The organism is Bifidobacterium boum (assembly GCF_000741535.1).
GTDB classification, from domain to species: domain Bacteria; phylum Actinomycetota; class Actinomycetes; order Actinomycetales; family Bifidobacteriaceae; genus Bifidobacterium; species Bifidobacterium boum.
In genome coordinates this window covers 89986-116832 of the sequence record NZ_JGYQ01000013.1, presented here as the reverse complement: position 1 = coordinate 116832, position 26847 = coordinate 89986, and the positions used below count along the sequence as shown (strand labels likewise).

The 26847-nt window shown below is 61.3% G+C and carries 21 protein-coding genes and 2 tRNA genes; 16 read left to right on the top strand and 7 right to left on the bottom strand.

What is annotated here, in order from left to right; all coding sequences use genetic code 11:
- Positions 1-65: 65 nt before the first annotated feature.
- From topA to BBOU_RS04485, 3 genes are read left to right on the top strand one after another with little or no spacing between them, the layout of a single operon-like run.
- Positions 66-2987 carry a type I DNA topoisomerase gene (gene topA, locus BBOU_RS04495; protein ID WP_033490460.1) on the top strand — a complete coding sequence of 974 codons (2922 nt, stop codon included), beginning with the start codon at positions 66-68 and terminating at the stop codon, positions 2985-2987.
- The gene (gene tmk, locus BBOU_RS04490; RefSeq protein WP_051616907.1) at positions 2987-3658 is read left to right on the top strand and encodes a dTMP kinase; all 672 of its coding nucleotides are present in this window, start codon (positions 2987-2989) and stop codon (positions 3656-3658) included. Before topA ends, tmk begins: the two co-directional genes overlap by 1 nt.
- A complete protein-coding gene (locus BBOU_RS04485) occupies positions 3655-4806 on the top strand; it encodes a DNA polymerase III subunit delta' (RefSeq protein ID WP_026503499.1) in 1152 nt (383 codons plus the stop codon). Before tmk ends, BBOU_RS04485 begins: the two co-directional genes overlap by 4 nt.
- 207 nt (positions 4807-5013) lie before the next feature.
- On the opposite strand, the gene BBOU_RS04480 is transcribed toward BBOU_RS04485, so the two are convergent.
- Together BBOU_RS04480 and BBOU_RS04475 are read right to left on the bottom strand one after the other, a co-directional pair.
- Complete coding sequence (locus BBOU_RS04480; protein ID WP_026503500.1) at positions 5014-6072, bottom strand: LacI family DNA-binding transcriptional regulator; 1059 nt, start codon at positions 6070-6072, stop codon at positions 5014-5016.
- Between the two features lie 149 nt (positions 6073-6221).
- Positions 6222-6485 carry an HPr family phosphocarrier protein gene (locus BBOU_RS04475; RefSeq protein ID WP_026503501.1) on the bottom strand — a complete coding sequence of 88 codons (264 nt, stop codon included), beginning with the start codon at positions 6483-6485 and terminating at the stop codon, positions 6222-6224.
- 273 nt (positions 6486-6758) lie between these two features.
- Here BBOU_RS04475 and ptsP point away from each other — a divergent pair, with 273 nt between their 5' ends.
- The 4 genes from ptsP (at position 6759) to BBOU_RS04455 (ending at position 13065) form a co-directional block, all read left to right on the top strand.
- On the top strand, positions 6759-8408 hold the full coding sequence (ptsP, locus tag BBOU_RS04470; protein WP_026503502.1) for a phosphoenolpyruvate--protein phosphotransferase: 1650 nt from the start codon (positions 6759-6761) through the stop codon (positions 8406-8408).
- Between the two features lie 476 nt (positions 8409-8884).
- Entirely contained in the window at positions 8885-9436 is a 552-nt protein-coding gene (locus BBOU_RS04465) for a YbhB/YbcL family Raf kinase inhibitor-like protein (RefSeq protein ID WP_026503503.1), read from the top strand.
- A 174-nt stretch (positions 9437-9610) separates the two neighbouring features.
- Positions 9611-11224, top strand: coding sequence for a C69 family dipeptidase (locus tag BBOU_RS04460; RefSeq protein WP_026503504.1), 1614 nt, complete (start codon positions 9611-9613; stop codon positions 11222-11224).
- A 317-nt stretch (positions 11225-11541) separates the two neighbouring features.
- On the top strand, positions 11542-13065 hold the full coding sequence (locus BBOU_RS04455; protein ID WP_026503505.1) for a formate--tetrahydrofolate ligase: 1524 nt from the start codon (positions 11542-11544) through the stop codon (positions 13063-13065).
- Between the two features lie 93 nt (positions 13066-13158).
- On the opposite strand, the gene BBOU_RS04450 is transcribed toward BBOU_RS04455, so the two are convergent.
- The gene (locus BBOU_RS04450) at positions 13159-13506 is read right to left on the bottom strand and encodes a phenylpyruvate tautomerase MIF-related protein (RefSeq protein ID WP_026503506.1); all 348 of its coding nucleotides are present in this window, start codon (positions 13504-13506) and stop codon (positions 13159-13161) included.
- Between the two features lie 155 nt (positions 13507-13661).
- Here BBOU_RS04450 and BBOU_RS04445 point away from each other — a divergent pair, with 155 nt between their 5' ends.
- Positions 13662-14198 carry a GtrA family protein gene (locus BBOU_RS04445; protein WP_026503507.1) on the top strand — a complete coding sequence of 179 codons (537 nt, stop codon included), beginning with the start codon at positions 13662-13664 and terminating at the stop codon, positions 14196-14198.
- A gap of 51 nt (positions 14199-14249) precedes the next feature.
- Here the strand turns inward: BBOU_RS04445 and BBOU_RS04440 are convergent, their stop codons facing one another.
- Positions 14250-15605, bottom strand: coding sequence for an MFS transporter (locus BBOU_RS04440; RefSeq protein WP_026503508.1), 1356 nt, complete (start codon positions 15603-15605; stop codon positions 14250-14252).
- Between the two features lie 298 nt (positions 15606-15903).
- On the opposite strand from BBOU_RS04440, the gene BBOU_RS04435 reads away from it, so the two are divergent.
- The 5 genes from BBOU_RS04435 to BBOU_RS04415 all read left to right on the top strand — a co-directional run bounded on the left by BBOU_RS04435 (position 15904) and on the right by BBOU_RS04415 (position 19530).
- Positions 15904-16563, top strand: coding sequence for a histidine phosphatase family protein (locus tag BBOU_RS04435; RefSeq protein ID WP_026503509.1), 660 nt, complete (start codon positions 15904-15906; stop codon positions 16561-16563).
- A gap of 30 nt (positions 16564-16593) precedes the next feature.
- Positions 16594-17469, top strand: coding sequence for a hypothetical protein (locus tag BBOU_RS04430; protein ID WP_238552033.1), 876 nt, complete (start codon positions 16594-16596; stop codon positions 17467-17469).
- A gap of 130 nt (positions 17470-17599) precedes the next feature.
- Entirely contained in the window at positions 17600-19135 is a 1536-nt protein-coding gene (gene gltX, locus BBOU_RS04425) for a glutamate--tRNA ligase (RefSeq protein ID WP_026503511.1), read from the top strand.
- A gap of 206 nt (positions 19136-19341) precedes the next feature.
- Positions 19342-19414: transfer RNA gene (locus BBOU_RS04420), tRNA-Glu, on the top strand.
- A 41-nt stretch (positions 19415-19455) separates the two neighbouring features.
- Positions 19456-19530, top strand: a tRNA-Gln gene (locus BBOU_RS04415).
- A 229-nt stretch (positions 19531-19759) separates the two neighbouring features.
- Here the strand turns inward: BBOU_RS04415 and BBOU_RS04410 are convergent.
- Both BBOU_RS04410 and BBOU_RS04405 read right to left on the bottom strand, forming a co-directional pair.
- On the bottom strand, positions 19760-21040 hold the full coding sequence (locus BBOU_RS04410; RefSeq protein WP_026503512.1) for a metallophosphoesterase: 1281 nt from the start codon (positions 21038-21040) through the stop codon (positions 19760-19762).
- Between the two features lie 401 nt (positions 21041-21441).
- The gene (locus BBOU_RS04405) at positions 21442-22209 is read right to left on the bottom strand and encodes an IclR family transcriptional regulator (RefSeq protein WP_026503513.1); all 768 of its coding nucleotides are present in this window, start codon (positions 22207-22209) and stop codon (positions 21442-21444) included.
- 207 nt (positions 22210-22416) lie between these two features.
- Here BBOU_RS04405 and leuC point away from each other — a divergent pair, with 207 nt between their 5' ends.
- From leuC to BBOU_RS09285, 3 genes are all read left to right on the top strand, one after another.
- Positions 22417-23820 (top strand): 3-isopropylmalate dehydratase large subunit, encoded by a 1404-nt coding sequence (leuC, locus tag BBOU_RS04400; protein ID WP_026503514.1) that lies wholly within the window; start codon positions 22417-22419, stop codon positions 23818-23820.
- Between the two features lie 118 nt (positions 23821-23938).
- Positions 23939-24625 carry a 3-isopropylmalate dehydratase small subunit gene (gene leuD / locus BBOU_RS04395; protein ID WP_026503515.1) on the top strand — a complete coding sequence of 229 codons (687 nt, stop codon included), beginning with the start codon at positions 23939-23941 and terminating at the stop codon, positions 24623-24625.
- A 430-nt stretch (positions 24626-25055) separates the two neighbouring features.
- The gene (locus tag BBOU_RS09285) at positions 25056-25451 is read left to right on the top strand and encodes an iron chaperone (RefSeq protein WP_026503365.1); all 396 of its coding nucleotides are present in this window, start codon (positions 25056-25058) and stop codon (positions 25449-25451) included.
- Between the two features lie 145 nt (positions 25452-25596).
- On the opposite strand, the gene BBOU_RS04385 is transcribed toward BBOU_RS09285, so the two are convergent.
- Positions 25597-26727, bottom strand: coding sequence for a beta/alpha barrel domain-containing protein (locus tag BBOU_RS04385; protein ID WP_026503366.1), 1131 nt, complete (start codon positions 26725-26727; stop codon positions 25597-25599).
- Positions 26728-26847: the final 120 nt, after the last annotated feature.

The window sequence follows — 26847 nt, the reverse complement described above, 5'->3', positions numbered from 1 at the left end:
AGATACGACGTTGGCCATGCTCCGTGAGTATGATGGCGTTCCGTACACAGTATTAAGGAGGGGCAATGGCAGCCGGCACAAAGCTTGTTATCGTGGAGTCTCCGACGAAAGCGAAGAAGATCGCGGGATACTTGGGTGATGGGTACACCGTGCTCGCGTCGGTCGGTCATATCCGCGACCTCGCCCAGCCCAGCCAGGTGCCGGCTGCCAAGAAAGAGAAGTACGGCAAGTTCGGTGTCGATGTCAATGACGGGTTCGAGCCGTATTACATTGTCGGCCCTGACAAGAAAAAGACCGTCTCCCAGCTCAAGGAGGCGTTGAAGAACGCTGACGAACTATATCTGGCGACTGATGAGGATCGCGAAGGCGAGGCGATCGCCTGGCATTTGGTCCAAACGTTGAAGCCGAAGGTCCCGGTCAAACGCATGGTGTTCCACGAGATCACCCCTGAAGCGATTAAAGCCTCACTGACCAAGACGCGAGATGTCGATGACCATATGGTGGATGCGCAGGAGACGCGTCGTGTACTTGACCGCCTGTACGGCTATGAGCTGTCCCCCGTGCTGTGGCGCAAAGTAGGGCCGGGACTGTCGGCCGGCCGCGTGCAGTCGGTGGCCACGCGCCTGATTGTCGAGCGTGAGCGTGAGCGTATGGCATTCGTCAAAGCCCCGTATTGGGATGTCGTGGCATCCCTGTCGGCTCCGGGCGCGGAAGGCGAACCGGTGCGATTCGATGCGCGCATGATCCAGCTGGACGGCAAGCGGCTGGCCACGTCCAAGGATTTCGGCGCGGACGGTAAACTCACCCCCGCCGGATTCGCCGACAACGTCTGCCAGTTGGATGCCGAAAGCGCCGCCGCTGTCGCACAGACGCTGCGTGAAGCGGCATTCACCGTGCAATCCATGGAAACCCGCCCTTACCGCAGACGTCCGCTGCCTCCGTTCACCACGTCCACACTGCAACAGACCGCCGGAAACCGTCTCGGTATGAGCTCCCGTCAGACGATGCGAGCGGCCCAAGGCCTGTATGAGAACGGTTTCATCACGTATATGCGTACCGATTCGGTCACACTGTCCCAAGAGGCGATCGCTGCGGCACGCAACGCCGTCGAATTCCACTTCGGCACCAAGTTCCTGTCTGACGCCCCCAAGCAGTATGCGACCAAGACCGCTGGCGCGCAGGAAGCGCACGAATGCATCCGTCCGGCAGGCTCCAGCTTCCGTGACCCTGAGGATGTGGCGAGCAAGGTTCCCGCCGATCAGGCGAAACTGTACCGGCTGATCTGGCAGCGTACGCTTGCGTCCCAAATGGCTGACGCGACTGGTTCGACCGCAACCGTGCGACTGAGCGCACCGGCCGGACCCCGTGGCGACGCGGTATTCCAAGCATCCGGCACGGTTATCGAATTCCCCGGCTTCATGCGTGCGACCGGCGAAGGCAAGCGTGCCGCACAGCCGGCAACCGCGGCCAAAGGCACTGCATCCGTGAAAACAGCCGCCAAGGATGATGAGAACACCTCCTTGCCACCGATGCATCAGGGTGATGTCCTCACCGCTGACGAAGTCAACGCCGATGGCCATGAGACGCAACCGCCGGCACGCTACACTGAAGCATCGCTGGTCAAAACCTTGGAAGCCAAGGAAATCGGCCGCCCGTCAACCTACGCGAGCATTATTTCCACCATCATCGACCGCGGCTACGTGTATGAGCGCGGCAGGGCGCTGATTCCATCGTGGCTGGCGTTCGCCGTGGTCAAACTCCTGGAAACGAACTTCCCGAAGTACGTGGACTACCAGTTCACCGCGGATATGGAGAACGGCCTCGACCGCATCGCACGCGGCAAGGAAACCGGCAAGGATTGGCTGACCCGCTTCTACTTCGGATCCGGTGACGGCGCGGCGACGAATGCGGACGAAGCGCATGAAGGCTTGCAGCAGCAGGTCGCCCAGCTTGGCGACATCGACGCCCGCGCCATCAACACCATTGAAATCGGCGACGGCCTGCACGTGCGTGTGGGACGCTACGGCCCGTATCTTGAGGATATGAACCACTTGGATGCCGAAGGCAACCCCAAGCGCGCCTCCCTGCCGCCCACGCTCGCCCCTGACGAGTTGACGGTCGAACAAGGCCATCAGCTGATTGAAAGCAATGCCGGCGGTCCGCGCGAATTGGGCACCGATCCGGCGACCGGCGGTATCGTGGAAGTACGCAACGGACGATTCGGTCCCTACGTGTCCCTGACCATACCGCAGTCTGAACAGGCTGAGACGGCATCCGGTACGCGCAAGAGCAGCAAAAAAGCCGCCACCCCCAAGCCGAAAATGGCTTCATTGTTCAAATCGATGAAACCGGAAAGCATCACGCTTGAACAGGCCTTGCAACTGTTGAGTCTGCCGCGCACGGTCGGAACGTTCGAAGAAACAGACGCGAAAACCGGTGAAGTCAGCCAAGTGACCATCGCAGCCAACAACGGCAGGTACGGCCCGTATCTGACCAAAACCGCAGCCGACGGCAGCACCGACACCAGGTCACTCGGCAGCGAGGACGAAATCTTCACTGTTGACATCGCCAAAGCCAAGGAACTGTTCGCCCAGCCGAAGTACGGTCGTGGCCGTGGCCGCGGTACAGCCAAGCCGCCGCTACGCGAACTGGGCAATGATCCGGACACCGGCAAGCCAGTGACCATCAAGGACGGCTTCTACGGGGCGTACATCACCGACGGTGAGACGAACCGCACGCTGCCCAAACAGTACACGCCGGAATCCATCGAACCGCAGGAAGCGTTCCGTCTGCTCGCCGAAAAGCGTGCCGCCGGGCCATCCAAGCGTCGCACCCGCAAGAGCACCGCGAAGAAGACCACGGCGAAGCGCACGACAGCCAAGAAAACCACCGCCACGAAGCGCGCGGCGAAGAAAACCGCCGCATCGTCGGCGTCCACCAGAACACGCGCGAAGCGTAGCACGACAACCGCCACCAAGGAGGAGTAATGACCGCACACGCCCCAACAGGCCTGTTCGTCTCCTTCGAAGGCGTTGACGGGGCGGGCAAGACCACACAGGTCGAACGCCTGCGTACATATCTCACCGAACGCGGACGAACCGTGGTGGTGACGCGTGAGCCCGGCGGCACGGAGCTTGGCGTACAGCTTCGCCAGATACTGCTGCATGGCGGCGATATCGCTCCACGCGCCGAAGCCCTGCTGTTCGCGGCCGATCGGGCGCAGCATGTCGCGCAGGTCATCACGCCGGCGCTTGAGCGCGGTGCCGTGGTCATCACGGACCGGTATCTTGACTCCTCGCTCGCCTATCAGGCCGGTGGGCGTGAACTGACGGCAGGCGATGTGCGAGACCTGAGCATGTGGGCGACCGGCGGATTGTTGCCGCGACGCACCTACCTGCTTGATATCGATCCTGTACTCTCCCACGGTCGGCTTGTCCACGGGGAAGACCGTATGGAAGCAGCCGGAATGGATTTCCAACGCCGTACGCGCGAAGAATTCCTGAAACTCGCCCAAGCCGACCCTGAACGGTTCCTGATTGTCGACGCGTCCGCCGGTATTGAGGAGGTCTGGCATACCATCCAGACGGATATCGAGACGCTGCTTGGAGCACCGGCAACCGCATCGACGGCGGGACAGGCGGGGGAGCGCAGGCCATGAGCGTATGGGATTCGATTGTCGGACAGCAACCCGTGGTCAGCCAGTTGAGCGCCATCGCCGCAGGCGACCCCAAAGCCATCGCCCAATCATGGCTGATCTGCGGGCCGCCCGGATCGGGACGCTCGAATGTCGCCAAGGCGTTCGCCGCCGCCTTGGAAAGCCCTGACCACGGGCTGAGCGATGAGCCGACCCGCGCCACGCATCTCGTATTCGCCGGTACGCATCCGGATGTCACCGTCCTGTCAACCGACAAAGTGACCATCGGTATCGACGAAGTACGCGAGCTTATCGGCGTGTCCGAGCAGATGCCGAGCATGTCGCCGTGGCGCATCATCATCATCGAAGATGTCGATCGCATGCTTGAACGCACTACCAATGTGCTGCTCAAAGAGATCGAAGAGCCTTCGGAACACACCATCTGGCTGCTATGCGCCCCGAGTGCGCAGGATGTGCTGCCGACCATCCGCTCGCGTACCCGCATCGTGAACCTAGCCGTGCCATCCAACCGTGCGGTCGCCCAGTTCCTTGAGGAGCATGACGGCGTGGATCCGGCATTGGCGGCACGCTCGGCACGGCTCGCCGAAGGGCATATCGGTATCGCCCGGCTGTATGCCAAAGACGATCAGGTGCTCGCCGACCGTGACGAGCTGGTGGTTGGCGTACTGGGCATGCGCAGGGCTTCGGACGCCGTGCTGCTCGCCGGCAGACTCACCGACAACGCCAAAGCCCAAGCCCAGGCCGACGTCGACCGTCAAGCCGCACGCGACGAGCAGGAATTCAGGCGCGTGAACGGTTTGGGGGAGAAGGATCGCATTCCGCCCAAACTGCGTTCCGCCTACCATGCGATCAGCAAGAAAGATGATCTCAAACGCCGCGCCACCAGACGTTCGCGTGATGTGCTCGACCGTGCGCTGACTACAGTGGCCAGTATTTACCGGGATGTCGCCGTATTGCAGAACAACGCTGATGATGCGGTCGGGCTGGTGAATCTTGAAAACCGGACGGCGATCACCGAATTGTCGGTCAAACTCACGCGACGTGACGCGGTGCGACGGATGGAAGACATCGCGACGGCACGACGCCGGCTTGCCGGCAACGGCAACCCGCTGCTGGTGTTCGAAGCATTGTTCTGCTCGCTGCTCGCCTGATTCGGCTTGTTGCACCGGCATGTCGGCTTCAGCGTCATGCCGCGGCTCGCACGGCGCCATAGTATCCTTTCCATACGATGTGCATCGGGACTCGATACCACAGGCGTGGAGTGGCAAGCGAGGAACAGCGGGGGCGGGACCGCAGGAATGCCAAACCGCACAGGGAGACGCCGTCACGCATACAGAATACGAGCGGTATCCACACCATCATGCGACCGCAGCATGCCGGGTGGACCCCCTAGCCACCACACGCCGTGGGAACGCCACATGACGGCGCAATCTCGCGACCGTCATGGCATCGGATGTCGCGGCACCGGCATTGGCGATCAATCGCAGACTCTCCGCAGCCATCTGCGGTAGGGGAGCCCGCATCGCGGTCAAGGAAGGTACACTGGTCGCGGCCGCCGTGTCATCTCGCAAACTGACGATCTGCACCCGGTTCGGCACATCAATGGCGAGCTGGTTGAGCGCAATCATCGCGCCGATAGCCGTATCGACGGACGCGCAGATGATCGCTTCGGGAATCTCGCGCGAGGCATCGCCGAATATCCGCATGGTGTCAGCAAACCCGCGTTGCGTCGTACCATCGGCGATGGTGATCCAATCGCTGTCGGCGTGCGCGTGAAGCATATTGAGCGAAGATTGAAACGCGAGCAGGGTTTGCGCCCCCTCGCTGGAGCCGACCGCGTCACTGAAATACGCGATGGAATGCGCTCCGCGTTCAACCACATGGGTGACAGCCAGTTCGATGGACGCGCCATTATCGATGCTGATCCAATCGTGTCTCAGCAGGTTGGTGGAGCCGAACAGTTGGATGATGGGCGTATCCGCCGTTGCCAGCCCGCGCGCGGTAGACGTGCCGGAGCGCGGGCAGGGCAGCACAATGATGCCGTCGGCGTTGCGTCTGATGAATGCCTTGATCCGTTGGTGTTGCCCCGCTGAAGTGCTGTCAGTGCCGACCAGCAGTTGCCGGCCGGCGGCGCTTGCGGCATCGCTGATCGCGGCGACAATGCCGGCATGGAGGGGATTCGGCGTTGCCGGCAAGGATAAGGCGATGATATTGCTCGTGTCGCTGCGCAGTGCGCTCGCCGCGCTGTTGACGGCGTAATCGAGTTCGATTGCGGCTTGGCGCACCCGTCGGGCGATATCGTCGTCTTTGGTTCTCCTGCCGGATAGGACGCGTGAAACGGTGGCGATGGAGACGTCGGCGAGGGCTGCGACATTGGTGATGGACGCGTTCGGTCGCTTGCCTCGGGCGGATGTCATGGTGCATCTCCAGTCAACTTGGATTCGACACGAGAATACAACGAACCGCCTCGGTGTATGGCCGTGGCGGTTCGTGATTCGTGTCTGAATGGATACGCAGACGCGTGATACCGGCGAAAACCGGCGATGCGTGCTACGCGATGGCGCAATCAGGCCTTGGTGATCGTGGCCACGAGATTGTCCGCGATGCTGTCCGCGTTCTCGCCGTCCACGGTGATTTCGATGGTGTCGCCCTGCTTGATGCCCAGGCCCATCACCGACAGGATGCTGTTCGCGTTGACCGGTGCGCCGCCCTGCTTGGCGATGGTGACCGCGCAGCCGGAAGCGGTTGCCGCCTGGGCGAACTCTGCTGCCGGGCGTGCGTGGATGCCGACAGGATCGTTGATGGTTGCGGTACGGGTTGCGGTTGCCATGATAGACACTCCTTTGCGTCAGTCTACGTCATTCAATACGCGGTTGCCGGGGCTCCCGCTGCGCGCCATCGCAGCTGCTGCGCAACTGGTGTGACGCCCTACAGCTCAGCATAGCATACTTTTTCCGAAATAGAGAAAACGTTTACCGGCGTTGCGTCGCGGATTTTGTAGTATAAAATGAGATACAACAGAAAAGGCGTACTCGCGATGAAGTGAGTACTTCCCCAGACGGTTTCCGCTGGCGGAACCGGCAACAAGACAAAAGGAGCTCGTATGGTCATCACTGGTGTTGGTATCGGACGTGGTGTCGCAGTCGGTCCTGTCATTCGCATGGCAGCCCCGCTTCCCGAACCCTCCGATGCTCCAAGGAATCCGGGCGTAAGCGTCGAGACGGAAACCGATCGCGCAATCAAGGCGCTCAACACCGTCAACGCCGATCTCAACCGTCGCGCAGAAGAAGCCGCAAACGGCGATGAGGCCACCAAGAAAGCCGCACCGATTCTGCAGGCTATCGCGATGTTCGCTTCCGACCCGTCGCTCGCCGAATCCATCAAGAATCTCATTGCCAACGGCAAGACCGCCGAACGTGCAGTGCTGGAAGGCTTCGGCCAGGTCGAAGAGATGTTCAAGGCCATCGGCGGCTATCAAGCCGAGCGTGCGGCTGATTTGCATGATGTCGGACAGCGCGTTATCGCGGACCTCATGGGTCTGCCCGCCCCGGGTGTTCCGCAAAGCGACACGCCGTTCGTGCTTGTCGCAGAGGACCTTTCTCCGGCGGACACCGCGGCCCTCGACCTGAACAAGACCCTCGCCATCGTCACCAGTCAGGGCGGCCCGACCAGCCACACCGCCATTCTGGCGCGCGCCCGCGGCATCGTGGCTGTGGTGTCCGCGCAAGGGGCGGATGACATCAAGGACGGGCAGACCGTCGTAGTCAACGCCGCGAAGAGCACGGTGATCGTCGATCCGAGTGAAGCGGAAATCGCAGAAGCCCGCGAAGCGAAGGCGAACGCCGCCAAAGCCAAGGAACTGCGCGGCGAGCCCGGCCAGACCAAGGACGGTCATCTCATTCCGCTGCTCGCCAATGTCGGCAAGCCGGAGGACGCCGACCCGGCGCTCGAATACGGTGCCGAAGGCGTGGGCCTGTTCCGCACCGAATTCCTGTTCCTCGGCAACGAGGAGCCGCCGAGCGTCGAAGAGCAGACTGAGGCGTATGCCAAGCTGCTCAGCCGCTTCCCCGGCAAGAAAGTCGTGATCCGTATGCTGGATGCCGGCGCGGACAAGCCGCTGCCGTTCCTGACGCCTGAGGATGAGCCGAACCCGGCGCTCGGCCTGCGTGGCTTGCGAACCCTGCGTGTGCACAAGAAGGTCCTCGAGGACCAGCTTGAGGCAATCGCGCGCGCCGACGCCCAGACCAATGCCGACCTGTGGGTGATGGTCCCGATGGTTGCCGACCAGTGGGAGGCCGACTACTTCGTCAAGCTCGGCAAATCCAAGGGTTTGAAGAAGGTCGGTGTCATGGCCGAAGTCCCGTCAATCGCATTGATGGCGGACAAAGTCGCCCAGGTCGCGGACTTCGTATCAATCGGCACGAACGATTTGACCCAGTACACGCTCGCGGCCGATCGTACGCTCGGCTCCGTGGCCCACTACCAGACCGCATGGCATCCGGCGGTGCTGCGCGCCATCAAACTGATCGCGGACGCGGGCAATGCCAACGGCATGCCGGTGGGCGTGTGCGGTGAGGCTGCGGCTGACCCGGATCTGGCGGTCGTACTCGCCGGTATCGGCGTCAACTCGCTGTCCATGACCCCGGTCGCGTTGGACGATGTACGCGCCCAGCTCGCTTCGGTCACCTTCGAGGAAGCCAAGCAGAAGGCTGCCGCCGCGTTGAACGGCGATTTCTACAAGCCGGCGGAATAACCCAGGCTTGACACGTTGGCAATGCAGCGGGCCGGTTCCTGTACGGGAGCCGGCCCGCTGCATATGGCGACTGGTGGGACGGGTGCGGCCTGCTGGTTCCGCTTCATGCGAATCGACAGCCGAAATCCATCGTATGGAACGTTCGCCGGTGTCTTGAGACACTCCAGTGACGGGTGCTTTCCCGAGAACCGCGGTATTCCGCCATTTCTTATTTCATCGTTTTCCGATTCCGTCTGTCATCCCCTCGGTATCCTTTCCATACGAAGCGAATCGGTACCGATTCCGCTGGCGTGGAGGGCCTGGGGTCCCCATGGTCAGACAGAGTGGGGCAGGTAAAGAGCGGGATCGTGGTATTCCGTCATGCTTTCGCCCCATGGATCCCCAACCCATCCGTCCCTCTTCCATATCCCGCGATTTCGCAAACGCATTCACCGCGCGCTCATCTCCACGTCATCACGATGCGCGATACTGGCATCATGAGAATTTCCGCTGATTTTACGGTCGTCCCCGACGAGTTCGCCAAGCAGGCGCCCGCCGAGAACCGTGTGGACGGCACGCCTATCGTCTCGTTCCCCTTCTACATTGATGACCTCGCCCCGGATGCGATGTTCCTGCACTGGGAGCTTGTCGATCCTGATTCGATTCCGGTGTGCGGATTCGAGTGGATCCACTGGGCGGTCGCCAACGTGCCGGTCGACGCGCTCATGTTTGACTTCAACGATTCGCACGCCTTGCAGATTCCTGTCGACTTCTCCCGCTCCCTGCCCGCGATGATTCCCGAAGCTGTGCAGGGGCGTACGTCGGCGGCCAGCAAGTTCGTCGGTTCGACGAACCCGGCGGTGACCATGCGGTACAACGGTCCGCAGCCGCCGGACAAGGACCATGACTATCTGCTACAGGTGTGGGCGACCCGCGAGGAGCTGCCCGGCTTGAACCAGGGATTCTGGCTCAACGAGATGCTGCACGGTTTGCGCAAGACCGACAGCTTGGTCGATCAAGGCGGCGCCTTCTTCACCGGCCGCGCCTGAACGCTGGAACGCTCGGTATCTGCTGTCGTATGGTCTGCGTGGCACAATGCGCATGGCCGGTTCAATCAATTCGATGACGCAACCGCATGCGTACAGCGCCAGGTCATCGCCCTGGCACTGCACGCCGATGCGGTCGCAAAGGCTTGGAAATTCGGCAAAACTGAAAGGAACACCATGGCCTGCACCACGATTTTGGTAGGTAAGGACGCGAGCTATGACGGCTCGACTATCATCGCCCGCAACGAGGATTCCGCCAACGGCGAATTCAATCCGAAGCGGTTCATTGTTGTCCGCCCGAGCGAACAGCCGCGGCATTATCGCAGCGTATTGAGCCACGTCGAGGTTGACTTGCCGGACAATCCGCTGCAATACACGGCTGTTCCGAACGCTGACACCAAAGAAGGCATTTGGGGCGAAGCCGGTGTCAACGAAGCGAACGTGGCGATGAGCGCCACCGAGACGCTGACCACCAACGAGCGCGTGCTCGGCGCCGATCCGTTCGTCGAACTCGTCCCCGCCACTGGCAAACCCGGCGAAGACGGTTACAAGCCCGAAACCGCCGGCGGCATTGGCGAGGAGGACTTCCTCACCTTGGTACTGCCGTACATCAAGACCGCGCGCGAAGGCGTGGAGCGGCTCGGCTCGCTGCTCGAACAGTACGGCACCTATGAGATGAACGGTGTCGCATTCTCTGATGTGCATGAAATCTGGTGGCTGGAAACGGTCGGCGGGCATCATTGGATCGCCAAGCGCGTGCCGGATGAAGCGTACGTGACCATGCCGAACCAGCTGGGTATCGACGAGTTCGATCTGGATGACGCCCTCGGCGACCAGGAAGAGCATATGTGCTCCGCTGATTTGGCTGAGTTCATCGAACACAATCATCTTGATTTGTCGGTGGAATCAACCTCCCCATTCAATCCGCGTGACGCGTTCGGCTCCCACTCGGATTCCGACCACGTGTACAACACGCCGCGTGCATGGTACATGCAGCGCTTCCTCAACCCGTATGACGAGGTGTGGGACGGCAAGGACGCGGACCATACACCGGAAAGCAACGATATTCCGTGGGCGCGCCAGCCTGAGCGCAAGATCACCATCGAAGACGTGAAATACGTGCTCAGCTCGCATTACCAAGGTACGCCGTTCGACCCGTACGGGCATCTGGGCGACGAACACACCCGGCACATGTACCGCACGATCGGCATCAACCGGCAGAGCCAGCTGTCGGTCATGCAGATCCGCCCGTACCGTCCGCAGTCCAACCGTGCGATCCAGTGGCTCGCCTATGGCTCCAACCCGTTCAACACGCTGGTCCCGTTCTTCCCGAACGTGGATACGACCCCGAAGTATTTCGAGGATACGACCACGCGTGTGACCTCCGAGAACTTCTACTGGGAGAACCGCATCATCGCGGCGCTGTGCGACGCGGCGTTCTCCGACACTGCAAACGCGGTGGAACGCTATCAGGAGAAGACCGGCGGCATGGCCCACCGTCTGATTGCCGCGACCGACGAGCAGGTATCCCGTTTGGGCGGCGAGAACGAGGCGAAAGCCAAGCAGCTGGAGAACGAGTTCGAGGCGGACAATCTGGAAGGCGATGTCGAACCGCTCGAACCTGACCAGATCATCGAAGTCGTGCGCGACCAGGAGGTGCGCGACGTGCTCGCCGCCGCCAACCAGACCATGGCCGACCGGATCAAGGAAGAAACCGACAAGCTGCTCGACACTGTGCTGTACATCACCAGCATGAAGATGAAGAATGGCTTCAATCGTTCCGATAACTGACCGGTCGCAGGCGACCGATATCGCGAGTATCGCCAGTTGAGTGCATGCCAACCCGTGTGCCGGAAACATGGATATCCGTCCATGGATCCGGCACATGCCGTTCGCGGCGCTGTCCGCTGCGGGTGCTGTCTGTTTTCCGGACAATCCGGAGTTGCTGACAGGACCATCGATTATAGTGAAGACGTGCGCAACGCGGGCTTGCGCATGGTTTCTTGCTTGTGGCTGTAGCATGCGCGTCTACAGTGTGGACTTGCCCGACCAGACTTGCCGTCGGCGGCCGCCGACGGTGCAGTATCACCGACAGGTAAGGAGTCCCCATGACCGGTATCGAGGATTACACACGCCAGTACGGACTGGTCCGCAAGATCGACGCGTACGGCTACCTCGACTATCTCAAGACACATCCCGAAGCGCCGCGTAAACATGGCAAAATCGTGCTCGTCACCGCTGATACGCCATTGAAGGCGTCCCGTGGCGAAGGCAAGACCACCACCACCATCGCACTGATCGACGCGTTGCGTGCACGTGGCATCGACGCGACCGCCGTGCTGCGCCAGCCGAGCATGGGCATCACCGCAGCCGGTTCCAAGGGCGGTGCGTCCGGCGGCGGCAAGGCTTCCCTGACCCACCCGGAACTCATCGACTGGGGCCTGTGCGGCGAAATGGCCGCAATCGAGGCCGCGCAAAACCTGCTCGTTTCCTTCGCCGAAAAGGCTGTGGACGAAGGCAAACTCGACACCGTGCTCGTGCCGCGTGTCTCCGAGGTTCCGTCCCGTTCGCTGCGCAAGATCACCGTCGACGCCGGCAAGAACAATGTCGCCGAGCGCGTGGTGCTCACCCCGACCTGCGAACTCATGCAGATTGTCGTGCTTTCCCGTTCCATGGACGAGATCGCCGAGCGTGTCGCCGCGATGATCGCCGGCACGAAGGACGGCAAGCCCGTCAAGTTCGGCGAATTCACCGATCTGTGGCGCATCACCGGCATCCTGGGCGATGCCGTCAAGCCGGCACTCACCGAGACGGTCAACGGCTCTCCAGTGTACGTGCATGGCGGTCCGTTCGCGAACGTGTCCATCGGCATTCCGACGCTCGTATCCGTTGAACTCGCCTGTGCACTGCACGATGTCGTCATTGTCGAAGCCGGCTATGGCGCTGATGCGGGCGCCCAGAAGTGGCTGGACATCGCCTGCCGCGAGTATGGCGCGCAATGGCCGTCCGCCGCGGTCGTGGTCACCCGTGCCACCACGTGGCGTGACGATCCTGCTTTGCAGTGGCGTTACCCGTTCCACGTGCAGCGTCTCGAAGGCCTGAACATTCCGACCTTCCCGCTGATCAACCTGTGGAGTGGCGAGGACGACCAGATTGATTCGCTGCGTGCGACCGCGAAGGATCTGAAGTTCCGCGACCCGATCATCGGCAACCTGTTCCGTGACGGCGGTGAGGCGCTCGCCCCGCAGCTGGACGCGTTCGTCGACGTGCTGGGTATCGGCGACGGCAAGGCTCCGGCCAGCCCGGCCAGCCACAAGGGCATGCCGCTGATCGATGACATCCGCTGGGTTGCCGGCAACGCGTACGGCGTACCCGCCGAGCGTGTCGTCAAGCGCGACGGGTTCGACGAGTCGCTCGCCGAGGCCGAGCAGCTGTGCGCCGACGCCGGATTCAGCCTGAATGATCTTGCGCTGGTCGCCGTGAAGTCCCCGGCCACCATGACCGACAACGATTCCGCCCCGGCCGACGAGCGCACCGTAACCCTGAAGAAAGTCGAAGTGCACGCCGGCGCCGGTCTGGTGCAAGTCAATCTGACTACTTCGCTGACCACGCCGATGCCGAAGATCGTCTGACAGCATCATTCAGCGCATTCGACGTTGAATCGCAGGAGGCCCCGCGTACATCAAGTGCGCGGGGCCTCCTGCTGTCAGCTTGACAGACGGCTGCTAGAAGTTTCCGCCGTTCCAGCCCCAATCCGTGGTGGCCGTGTAACGGATGTACGTGCGGTTCATCGGGATACCGAGCTCGCTGTTGAGCGCTTTCATGATCTGCTCGGTCAGTTGCTCCCACGCGCTACGCGGCACATCATTGCCGAACACGTTGACTTCCACGTACGCGGCGGGCTTGCTGTCAGAACCGCCGAAATAAATCGGCATATCGTCTTCGAACGGGCACATCAGCCAGCCTTCGGACTTGCCGGGGACGGCGGTGATGGCTTTGCCGTACGCGGTTTTCAACGCTTCACGTTGGGCTGGCGTGGTGGGAACGGAAACATGGGTATGAATGACGGGCATGTGACCTCCTTGATGGATTGCGGATTCGTCGTTCTCATTCTAAGCGTGAGACCATGCTGTATCGTGTGCGTAGCGTGCGGAAACCATGCCGCCCGGCAGACGGTCAGATACGGCGTGTTAAATGGAACATTGTGAAAAAACTCATCGAACAGCTTATGGGATTCGGAATCGTCGGCATCATCGCCTTTGTCATTGACTTCGGCCTGCTGAACCTGTTTGTCGGCGTCTTCCACATGCATAATGTGCTGGCGAGCACGCTGTCGTTCCTGATTTCGCTGATGTTCAACTATCTGGCGAGCATGAAATACGTGTTCAAACATCGCGACGATATGGCGCGTTGGATGGAAATCGTGATTTTCTTCGTATCATCCGCGATTGGCCTGCTTATCAATGATGCCATCATCTGGCTGAGCACATACGGCATGAACAAGGATGCGATGATCACCCAGCATGCGGAGTATCTGCTGCGCACGAACGGCGGCAAGTTGGTCGCCACCGTGGTGGTTGCCATATGGAATTTCGTCATCCGCAAGTGGCTGCTTGACAGCACGCATACGGATGCCTTCAACCGTCTGCGCAAGCCCGAGGATCGTCTGACCCCTGAGCAGCTTGAACAGAAGCGCTACAACAGTTTCGCCGGTCGTCTCGGCCGCTGGTCGCTGGAACACACTCCCGAAGGCTGGCCGAAGTAATGATGGCCTGTAGCGGGCGCATCCTCAGCTGGATGCGCCCGCATTGTTGTTTCAGACGGTGATTTCGGTCAGCGTCGGCGTTTCGGTACTGTGCTTGATCTGCCGTAAGCCGACGAATGCGACCGCCAGCGACCCCAACGCCAGTGCGGTGACGACGAGGAAGCCGCCATGCGCACCCATACGGTCGATGGCCTGGCCGGCGATCGCCGATCCGGCGGATGAGCCGATGGAGTTCATCGCGCCCATCCACGCCATACCTTCGGTGAATCGTGCCGGCGGCACCAGATGCAGCATCAGCTGGTTGCCGTTGATCCATGTTGGCGCTTGGCACACACCGATAAGCAGGTAGATGATCATGATCGTCCACAGGTTGTGGGCGAACATGAACGACCCGATACCCAGATTGACGACCGCGAGACAGAAGTAGAAGCGCTTCCACAGCGGGATTTGCCAGTTTTTGGCGCCATAGAACAGTGCGCCGATCAGCGAGCTGAGCGAGAAGCAGGCGAACACGAAGCCCGTGTACTGTTTCAACTGCTGTTCGGTGGCGAACGCGATAATCGAGATGCCGGCCGCCGACTGGAATGCGCCGAGCCCGAACCATGTGACGCACACCGCTACCAGTCCAGCGCTCCAGAACGTTTGGGAATTCGCGGTGTTGCCCGTGCCGGTATCCGGCGTATCTGTTGCACGCAGTCGGGCGGCTTCACGCGCTTCACGTTCACGGTATTGCGCCCGTGTCAGCCCGGCAGCTTTGGCAAGATCGGTTTGCGACGGGGGTTCCGTCGATCGTTCGGTCAGGAACATGAGCGCTCCGACGAGCACGCATACACCGGTGAACGAGAACGCGAGCACGCCTGAAATCACGGCGAGGGTTGACGCGAGCGGATTGCCGATTACCCACATGCATTCGTCCAGCACGCCGGACAGTGACAGCGCCCGGTTCGTGCGCTCCGCATCACCCCGAAGCAGGCGCGTCCACCGGCTGCGGCTCATCGCACCCCACGGCGGGATGGCCGCCATGAACGGTACGATGGCATACAACACCCATTCTGGGGCATGCGCAGTGATGGCTGTCACCAGGGACATCGAGGCGATCATCCATACGATGATGGTCGGCACTGACACCAGACGCTGGCCGAACCGGTCGACAAGTTTGCCGAGGATCGGTGAGACGATGGCGGTCGCAATCGCCTGAATCGCGGTCAATGCGCCGGCGAGCCCATAGTTGCCGTAATAATGCTGCACCGAAATGGTGATGGTCATGCCGACCATGGGGAACGGCATGCATGCGATAACCGAACCGATGGCGAAACGTGCGGTGTGCGGCATGCGCAGCAGCTCGGCGTACCCGCCGAACACCCGGTGCCCGATATCCTTGATTCCTGCGGTGAACGTGTTGCTCATAGATGTCCCGTTTTTCCTCGTACATTCAGCTCATGCACAGTGTGTTATGCCGGTTGGCGTACGTTTCCGACGTTGCTTTGCCATCATCCTGCCGGCCTGTGGTGTTCTGCTTCATTGTGGTCAGCCGCCATACTACCGTCTACTGAACCGGTACATCTCTTGGCGTGTCGGTTTTCGCACACCAATAATGTGCTGTTTCCACCTTCGCCATCTGACGTGCGGGCATGACGCGCGGTACATTGGAATCAAACCGCCTGCCACGCGAATCAGGCGTGGCCCAGTCACAGGAAGGCCAACCATGCCGGCAACCACCATCCATTTCATCCGCCACGGCAAGGTATACAACCCCGATCACCTGCTGTACGAGCGTCTTCCCGGATTCCACCTGTCCACCATTGGCGCCCGCATGGCCCAAGCCACCGCCGATTACATTGCCCGCAGCCCGCAAATGAACACCGTCGCAGCCGTCTACTGCTCCCCGCTCGACCGTACGCGGGAAACCGCAGGCATCATCCTCGAAGCGTTGAACAAGACGCGAGGTGAACGCGGCGAGGAGCCGCTCGAAGCCATCACCGACGACCGCATCATCGAAGCCGGCAATGAATTCCGCGGCACACGCATCGGCCATGGTGAAGGGGCGCTGTGGCGCAACGGCAACTGGAAACTCGTACGCAACCTGTGGACGCCCAGCTGGGGGGAAAGCTACCGGCATATCGCACAGCGTGTCGGTGAATTCGCCCAAGAAAAAGTCCGCCAGTACGCCGGCCGCCAAATCATCGCCGTCAGCCACGAATCCCCGATCTGGTCCTACCGGCACCTGCTGGAAACCGGACATCCCGAACACAACATGCTGCTGCGGCATACCGCCCTCGCATCCATCACCTCCATCACCTACGACAGCGACACCGGCGAGATGCTGTCCATCACCTATGTCGACCCGGCGAAAGATGTACGCTAGGGCGTAGAACGCAGACACCAGCAAAGGAGCATGATGGGCGCAACGGAAAAACCAACACAGGCGACAGCAATATCAACCCGTATCGAGCGCATAACAGCCAGGACTGATGTACGCGAAGCGGCACAGCAGGGGGCGAAACTCGTCTCCCTGTGGCCGTTGACCAAAGCCAGCGAACTTGCCAACGACGCCAAATACGCGGAAAACCTGCAAGTCAGGCAAACTCGCGTCATGGCCGCCGTGCTGACCGGTGAGAACGTCACCATCGCCGACGCGGAATACGTGTACGAAGGCGCCGAAAGCATCCCCGGACGTCCCCAGAACATTGTGGACGCCTTACTCGCCGCGAACGCCGCATGTGACGCAATGGCTGATTATTCGCAAACCCAAGACCCCGGACTGCTCACCCAAGCGGGCATGGAGCTCGGCCTGACATGGGACGAGACTGTGCTCGCACCATGCCGTCAGACGCTCGCCGTCATCCAATCTGAGCGCGACGACACATCCGCAGCCGAGTCGCGCATCGCCCGCAGCCTTGCGGCCGTCATCACGGCAGTCGACGGCATCCTGCGTACCGTACCGGCACCGGCCACACTCGCTGATGTCATCGCAGCCATTCTCGCCGCCGACGAGCTGTGCGAGACGCTGTCCATCCCCAGGATCTTCCTCGCCGCGGATGCCCTGCATTCGGTGTACGCAGTATACGTTGACGGCCTGCAAACCGAGGATGCGACCACAACATGGCAGGCGCTCGCCGACATCATCGTCCCGGCCGCCCGCGACGAATGGGCCAAACATCTCGAGGATGTCCTATGGGATCGAGAAGAAGCCAAACGACAAGCCAAAGAGGCCGACGAACGACGCAACCGTGAAGCGCTCGCCGCGAAATTCTCCAAGCCCGCACAGTGACGACGCGATGATGCTGCGGCGGAATCGGTGCGGCGGAAGCGGTGCCGGCGTCGTATGACGCGGCAGGAGTGCGACGCAGCCGGGCATAGCCGGAGAAGCCACGTCCCTCACGCGCGGCACAATAGAGCGTATGACCGAAGCTGACAACAAAGAAAGCAAGGATATCAAGCCCGAGCTGCCGAAGGACGTGCGTGTGCGGTTCTGCCCGTCGCCGACCGGCACGCCGCATGTGGGCATGGTCCGCACCGCCCTGTTCAACTGGGCGGAGGCCCGCCACACGCACGGCACTTTCGTGTTCCGTATCGAGGACACCGACGCGCAGCGTGATAGCGAGGAAAGCTACAACCAGATTCTCGACGCGCTCAAGTGGCTGCACATCGACTGGGACGAGGGCATCGAGGTCGGCGGCCCGGACGGCCCATACCGTCAGTCCGAGCGCACCCAGATTTACAAGGATGTCGCCGCCAAGCTGCTCGAAGCCGGGTACGCCTACGAATCGTATTCGACGCCTGAAGAGATCGAGGCGCGTAACGTCGCCGCCGGCCGCCCGAAGGCTTTTGGCTATGACGGTTTCGACCGCGATCTGACCGACGAGCAGAAGGCCGCCTTCCGCGCAGAAGGCCGTAAGCCGGCGCTGCGTATCCGCATGCCCGATGAGGACATCGCCTTCGACGACCTGATCCGCGGGCGCATCGAGTTCAAGGCCGGATCCGTGCCGGATTACGTGATCGTCCGCCCGAACGGCGACCCGCTGTACACGCTCACCAACCCGGTGGACGATGCGATGATGCGCATCAATGTCGTGCTGCGTGGCGAAGACCTGCTGAGCTCCACCCCGCGCCAGATTGTGCTGTACCGTTACCTCATCAAGCTTGGCATCGCCAAGGCAGTCCCGCTGTTCGGCCACATGCCGTACGTCATGGGCGAAGGCAAGAAGAAGCTGTCGAAGCGCGACCCGGAATCCAACCTGTTCCTGCACCGTGAGAACGGCTTCATTCCTGAAGGTCTGCTCAACTACCTCGCCCTGCTCGGCTGGTCGATCGCGCCTGACCGTGATGTCTTCTCGATGGACGAGATGATCGAGAAGTTCGACGTGCGAGACGTCAAGGCGAACCCCGCCCACTTCGACCTGGACAAGGCGATCTCGATCAACGCGGAGCATATCCGCATGCTCGAGCCTCAGGACTTCCTCAACCGTTCCGTGCCGTACCTGCACCGCGACGGCGTGGTGTCCGCTGACAGCTGGGACGCCCTGACCGACCGCGAACGGGAAATCCTCACCGCCGCCGCGCCGCTGGTGCAGCCGCGTGTGCGCCTGCTTGGCGAAGTGTCCGGCATGGTCGGCAGCCTGCTGAGCGAGGAGCCCTACATTGAGCCCGCCGCTGATGCGCGCAAGACGCTCAAGGATTCCGCAGGCGACGTGCTCGACAAGGCGATCGCCACGCTTGAGGGTGTGGATGAGGCCGATTGGAAGGCGGAGCCGCTGCATGAGACCCTGAACAAGGCGCTGATCGAGGACGCCGGCTACAAGCCGCGCCTAGCGTTCGGTCCGGTGCGTGTCGCCGTGTCCGGCCGTCGCGTGTCCCCGCCGCTGTTCGAGTCGATGGAAATCATCGGCAAGCCGGTGACGGTGGCTCGTCTCAAGGGGCTGCGCGAGCATCTGTGACACCTGTACGCGGGGCTTGGCACGGCGGCGATCCGAGGCTGACCGCTAAGTCCTTGCGGCAGTAGTGATTGGGCGGCCTGGAACATCATGTTCCAGACCGCTTTCCCTATTGCGACACGCCGATGTTGCCGGCGATTTGCGTGGCGGTGTCATCCGCTGTATATTATTCAACTGTTGCGTCGAGAGACGTAAACAGATAACTAAACGCCCCCGTCGTCTAGCGGTCTAGGACTACGCCCTCTCACGGCGCCAACACCGGTTCAAATCCGGTCGGGGGTACGACCGACGAAGCAGTTCCAAGAGCTGCGGCGCCTGCCAATTGGGGTATGGTGTAATTGGCAACACAGGTGATTCTGGTTCATCCATTCTTGGTTCGAGTCCAGGTACCCCAGCCAACGAGAAGCCACCGCGAGTGCGGTGGCTTTTTTCGTATGCATACAGCTTCCTGCCGTTCACCGATTCGTAACCATAGCCCTCTGCCGACGCTGAGTGTGTTGTCAGCGTCGGTGGAGGCTGACTCACTTCCTTCTGCCGACGCTTACTGTTCTGTCAGTGTCGGCAGAAGGAGGTGGTTCTGTTTCTGCCGACACTGAGGGGTCTGTCAGTTCACGTCCCGAATCCGGTTCAGCGGGAGCGCAGCGCGCGTCGCAAGCGTTCAAGCCACCCGGGGCGTCGCAGCAGGTTCATGGATTCGCCCAGCTGGTCCGCCTCGCTGGAAATCGCGAACGTGTAGGTCTTATGCGAGTTGGGTTTACCGACCAGATCGCCGAATTCGAGCAGCTGCGTACGCGGATGATACGGGTGGCGGATATCAAACTCGAATAATCGCGCAGCGACCCGCGCCGGAGCCGGACCGTATGACCCGAATCCGCAGGTGGGGGATGCGACCAGCAGCATATCATCGACTTCGCCAGCGAAACCGTTACGATGATCATGCCCCGCGGCAACGGCAAAATATCGCCGGTCTTTCGCCAGAATCGCGTATTCGCCGCTGTCCGCATCAGGACAGCTGACGCCCTCACCCAGGTAGCTGCCGGGCAAGGTGTTATCTTCGTTCAAAACGTAATGATGACCGGAAAACACGCGGTATCCCTCCACCGCGTGCGCGGCATTCGGCGGCACTGACTTGAGTAGTCGGTAATACTGGGGGAGCGGGAAATGCTGGAACACCATCATGCGGGTGTGCAGAACGCCGGGCATGAGGTCAAGGAAATGCAGCGCAGCATCCGACGGCGAACCATAGCCGCCGGAACGGGAGTAATCGCCAGAATCCAACACCGCCAGCGCCAGGACCGTACGTTTGCGGTCCACGTCCATAACCGGCAGAGCGAGCGTACCCGCCTCGCACGGGTAGATGCGCTGGTCAGGAAGCCCTGAACTTGGCCGGGTACGCGGCAGGTCGGGGCGCGACGCGGTTGATTCGGCGTTGAGACACCCGGGGAATTCGCGGTAGATGGCATCCATATCCTCGCGGCTCAGCCCGCACTGGCTGTCATGGTTGCCATACGTTGCCACCCACGGGATACCGCGCTCGATGAGCGGCTGCAGGAACTGTCGGATGCTTTCACGCACCATATCACGCGTATGGTCAAGCTGTTCGCGGCTCGCTTCGTTCTGCCGTATGCGCTCGAGTGGGGTGCGCCACGTGCGCTTTCGGAATGTGTCAGCGTATGCACTGTCGTACCCGGCGATCTGGTTACCGGTAAAGATGACGATATCCGGGCGTGCGGCATCCGCTGCGGCGGCAATCAGGCGGATGGTATCGTTTGAGACCTTCGGCCCATCTTGGATATCGGAAAGCTGTAGGATGCGGAATTTGCCGGATTCATGGAATTGCAGGCGTCCCAGACGTGTGGATACGGATAACGGCCGATGTCGGCTGTCGGGGCGTTGCTTGTCAATCATATTGTCAACAGTAGTGCACGATCACGTGGAATGCACAGTCGAGGGGGAGGGGTCGGTGGTGCCGGCAGGGCATTGGCGGCGGTTTCCTGGATTCCGCTGATACTAGAGGATTGCTTGGTATCTGTTCCACACGATGCGAATCTTCCGGATACTTCTCGGGTGTGGAGCGGCGGGGGTGCGATATGCCCGGAATCCTCATCGGGGATATCGCTCAAATCCGCATAATAGAGCCGATTCGTCTTTTCGACGGAGACGCTGTCTCGCCCAATCCCCTTAGTATCCGTTCCACACCAAGCAAATCGGCAACCAATCTGTTTGGTGCGGAACGGCGAAGCCCGTCACACGCCGGCACAACCGGCTTGTGACGGGCGAGAAGTCATCTGAAGTCCAGATGCCGGGTGTCACCGCTCACCGCTGGCGCGCAGCAGAGCGTCGGTGAGGTATTTGCCGGCGGCCATCACGAGCGGCGCGTACCGGCGGCCCGGGGTGGTGCCCATGCGGCCGGTCGGCCCGGAGATGGAAATCGCGGCGATAACCTGACCGGAAGGGTTGCGGATCGGCGCGGAAATCGAGCACACGCCGTCCTCGCGTTCGTTGACGGATTCCGCCCACCCGCGCCGGCGTACGGCGGCAAGCTTGGCGGCGGTGAATTTCGCGTGGCGCAAGCCCTGATGCAGGCGCTCGGAATCCTCCCACGCGAGCAGGATCTGTGCGGCGGACCCGGCTTCCATGCTCAGCAGCGCTCCGACGGGAATGGAATCGCGCAAGCCGCTGGCACGCTCTACGGCGGCGATGCATACGCGCTGGTCGCCTTGACGGCGGTAGATTTGCGCGGATTCGCCGGTGCGGTCGAGCAGGGTCTGCAGAATCGGGCCAGAGGCGGTGAGCAGTCGGTCTTCGCCTGCGGCGGCGGCGAGCTCGGCGAATCGCGATCCCAAGACGAAGCGACCGTGCTGGTCGCGGATTACGAAACGATGACGCTCCAAAGCGATGGCCAGACGATGCGCGGTCGGTCGGGCCAGTCCGGTCTCGTTGACCAACTGGCCGAGAGTGGCGGGCCCGGATTCGAGCGCATCCAATATTTTCACGGTTTTGTCAAGTACCCCAACGCCAGAATGAATGTCGCCGTCGGATTGCTGCGACTGGTTCTGAGCGAGGTTAGGACCCATAAAATCCTTGGTGCCAAAGCGTTCCGATCCTACGGGAACGCGCAATGTGGAAGAAGTCATATTCCGGATTATGCCATCTCACATATCGAAACGCAAAAGCAGGCGCACACCGAAAACCGACATAGTGGAGTACAGAGGGCCATGTGGAAACGCATGGCTGAAGTAATTTTAGGGCGAAAACGTTGAAATTCCGCCAAAGGAGACAGCATGGGAACCACACTGGCAGAAAAGGTATGGGCAGACCATCTCGTACGGCAAGGCGAAAACGGCGCGCCGGATCTGATCTACATCGACCTGATGCTGATGCATGAGGTCACCAGCCCGCAGGCATTCGAAGGACTCCGTCTGGCAGGCCGTAAGCCGCGTCACACCGATCTGCTGATCGCGACGGAAGACCACAACACGCCGACCGTCGACATCGACCGTCCGAACCCTGACAAGACCTCCGCGCTGCAGCTGAGCACGCTGGAGAAGAACTGCAAGGAATTCGGCGTGAGGCTGCACCCGCTCGGCGACGCCGACCAAGGCATCGTGCACGCGTTCGCCCCGATCCTTGGCCTCACCCAGCCGGGTATGACCATCGTGTGCGGCGACTCCCACACCTCCACGCACGGTGCGTTCGGCGCACTCGCCTTCGGCATCGGCACCTCCGAGGTCGAACACGTGATGGCCACGCAGACCCTGTCGCTCAAGCCGTTCAAGACCATGGCCGTGAACATCGAGGGCGAGCTGCCGAAGAGTGCGAGCGCCAAGGACATCATCCTTGCCATCATCGCGAAGATCGGCACCGGCGGCGGCCAGGGCCATGTCATCGAATATCGTGGCGAGGCGATCCGCAAGCTGAGCATGGACGAGCGCATGACCATCTGCAACATGTCCATCGAGGCGGGCGCCCGTGCCGGCATGATCGCCCCAGACGAGACGACCTTCGAATACTTGAAGGGCCGTCCGCACGCGCCTGAAGGCGAGATGTGGGACAAGGCGGTCGCCTATTGGAAGACGCTGAAAACCGATGATGACGCCGTGTTCGATAAGGAAGTGACGCTCAACGCCGCCGATTTGACGCCGTTCGTCACGTGGGGCACCAACCCCGGCCAGGGCGTGCCGATTGACGGCAACGTCCCGGTGCCGGAGGATATTGCCGACGCCGAGCAGCGTGCGGCTGCCCAGTCCGCGATCGAATACATGGGTTTGAAGCCCGGCCAACCGATGAAGAGCATCCCGGTGGATACGGTATTCATCGGTTCGTGCACGAACGGCCGTATTGACGACCTGCGTACCGCGGCGAAAATCATGAAAGGCCATCACAAGGCCGATTCCATCCATCGCGTGCTCGTGGTGCCTGCATCCTCCCGTGTGCGTCTTGAAGCCGAACGTGAAGGGCTTGACAAGATCTTCAAGGATTTCGGTGCGGAATGGCGCAACGCCGGCTGCTCGATGTGCCTGGGCATGAACCCAGACAAGATGGTGCCGGGCGAGCGCTCGATTTCCACCTCGAACCGTAACTTCGAGGGACGCCAGGGCAAGGGTTCGCGTACGCATCTGGCATCGCCGGCCGTTGCCGCCGCCACGGCAATCCGCGGCACGATTTCTAGCCCGGAAGACCTGTGATTCGGTCGGAAACGACACAACAACCAAGACGTACTGAATGTGCAATCCGGCCGCCGACAACACAGGCGACCGGTCTGAAGGCCGACGCACAATCCGCCGGCCGATGAAAGGAATCGTTATGGAAAAGCTGACTGTGGTGACCGGAACCGGCGTTCCGCTCCGCCGCTCGAATGTGGATACCGACCAGATCATCCCCGCCGTGTTCCTCAAGCGGGTCAAGAAAACCGGGTTCGAGGACGCGCTGTTCTACGCGTGGCGTCGTGATCCCGAGTTCGTGCTTAATCGCCCCGAATACAAGCAGGGCAAGATTCTGGTCGCGGGACCGGATTTCGGTATCGGCTCGTCGCGTGAACACGCGGTGTGGGCGTTGCGCGATTACGGTTTCCGTGTGGTCATTTCCTCCCGTTTCGCCGATATCTTCTACGGCAACACCGCAAAGAACGGTGTGCTCGCGGCAATCATGCCGCAGGAAAGCGTCGAGCTACTGTGGAAGCTGCTCGAAGAGGAGCCCGGCCGTGAGATGACCGTCGACTTGGGGGCACGCACCGTGACGTGCGGTGACGTGACTCTGCCGTTCGAAGTGGGCGACTATGTGCGTTGGCGTCTGATGAACGGCTATGACGACATCGATCTGACGCTCCAGCACGAGGATGACATCGCTGCCTACGAGAAGATGCGCGCCGAGAAGTTCCCGTTCAAACCGAAGACGATTCCGGCCAAGCACTGGCCTGATGTGCCGATCCAGTCGGCGCGTGAGCCCGAGGAGACGCAGCCTTGGGCGGGACCGATCGCCAGCCGGGAGTAGCCAGGCATACACTGTTGGCCGCGGGATTCACATGGGTTCCGCGGCCTTTGCGTTGTTGATGCGTGTGCGGGGGGGGGGGCTCGCAGTTGCAGGCTGGTGTATTCGGCCGGCTGCAGGAACCGACAGATACGGTCGCATCTGCGGGTTCCTGTTCCTGACAAGCCGCGGGATCCGCGAATCAGCGTTCTGGTTGCTTCATGATGTGCCATATGGCTTGGTACCATCCATGACCTGCAAGCGTGGCGATACAGGACCCGTGAGAAGCGGGAACAACGAGCGTTCGCCGTCAGCCGGGTGGCGTACCAGGGGGAACGGAGCGGGAAAGGCGATGCCGCCGCTGATGATTCAGCGCGCCCGATACGGTACGCTTGCAAGAGCAGCGTCGCCGGGACGGAACCGGAACGCGCCACTGACCGGATTGGAGCAGCATATGGCGAAATACGCGGACGTCGAGGAATATCTTGACTCAATCGCCAACTCTGACCATCGTGATGAGTTCAACGAGTTGCTCAACTGGGTACACGCCACATGGCCGCAGCTGGTGTGCGAAATCAAATGGAACCAGCCGATGTTCACCGATCACGGCACCTTCATCATCGGGTTCACCGCGCTGACCAACCATGTGACCGTCGGCTCCGAACCGCGGGCATTCGAACACGCTGTGCCGCTCATCGAGCAGCAGCATCTCAAGCGTGGCAAGAAAACCTTCCAGATTCCCTACGGCCGCAGCGACACGTGGGAAGTGCTCGAGCAGATCATCGACTTCACTATCGCCGACAAGCGCGACGTACAGACCTTCTGGGACCAGCGTCGTTCCGGATACTGATATCCGTGGTTTCGCGGGACTAACCGGGTATATGCCGTCTACGTTCTGCTTGTGCCGACGCTGACCAAGCGCTCAGCGTCGGCACAAGCAGAAGACTGACGTGACAGGCATGTCCGTACGGTCTGCCGCAGTCTTGGCACCTGATTCACGCGCCGATGGCGGCTTTAATGCGCTGTGCGAGTGTCGCATCCCACATGGCGCCCGTCGCGCTCATCACCGCGTCTGCACCTGCCTCGCGATACGCGAGATAATGCTCCGGTTCGATAACCCCGCCGACCCCGACAATCGCGAAATCAAGACCAAGACGCTCACGAATCGCCGACAGGCGGCGGACCATGTCCAGTCCAGCCCCACGGATCGCGTTCCCGCACACGCCGCTACGGTCACGTCCCTCGCCGGGAAGCGCCTGGTTGCCGGAAGCGTCCACGAGTTTCGCGGAAATCGTGTTGATAGTGGAGAAACCTTGTGCCGTGCCGTGTCCGACGGTCTCACGCACCATGGTTTCCAGCTCGATATCCGAGGGGAAATAGGCGAGTTTGACGATAAGCGGCCGGTCGCCGATCTCGTTCTTCACCGCTTCGGTGATGCGGCCAACCAGATGCGGATCATGGCATAGCAGCCGATTATGGCCCTCGTTCGGGCAACTCGTGTTCATTTCCATGAGTTGTGCGCCGGTTTCGCATACGAGTCGCGCACAGGCCACATGGTCGGCAATGTATTCGTCGGTGCTCATGCCGGCGACGCGTGAACCTTGGAAACTCGGCACCAGCAGCTGCCCGGGGCCGGCGGCGGCGATGGCGTCACGCATATCCGGCTGCCATACGTCAGGGTCGCGTGACGGCACGCCGAAGGAATTCGAGATGGAAATCGGCAGATTGTAGCGGGTATCAGCCAGAACGCCCTCGTCAAGCTCGGCGCTGCCGGGAGTAAGTGACCCGTCCGCCGCCTTGGGATGAACGGCAAGCACGTTCGGGAACGGGTTGCAGCCCCAAGCGCGTGACCGCACGGTCTTGTACACGGCCAAATCGAATCCCATGCGGAAAGCGGCGGTCGTGAACCGCGAGTTGAGCAGCGGGCCGGCGGGAATGCCAAACGGCAGGTTCACCGGGAAGCCAAGCACGCTGGCAGGCGTGGCAGCGCAAGCCGACGTAGCGTCGGTTTCCGTCGTGGTCCCTCCTGTCAGCGCCTGTGCGAACAGGCCGAACGGCCCCTGCCGATAATTGTCGTCATACGTGCGATTGACATCATAGAACGGCTCGAATTGCTGGTTGGTCATGCTTGCGGACTCCCGTCATGCTGCCTTTTGCGGCTCCCGTGTTTGCTCCCAGTATATGGATTGATTGAAAGTCCCGCGGCGGTCTGCGGCGATGGTGAGACGATTCGCGCGGACGGCTTC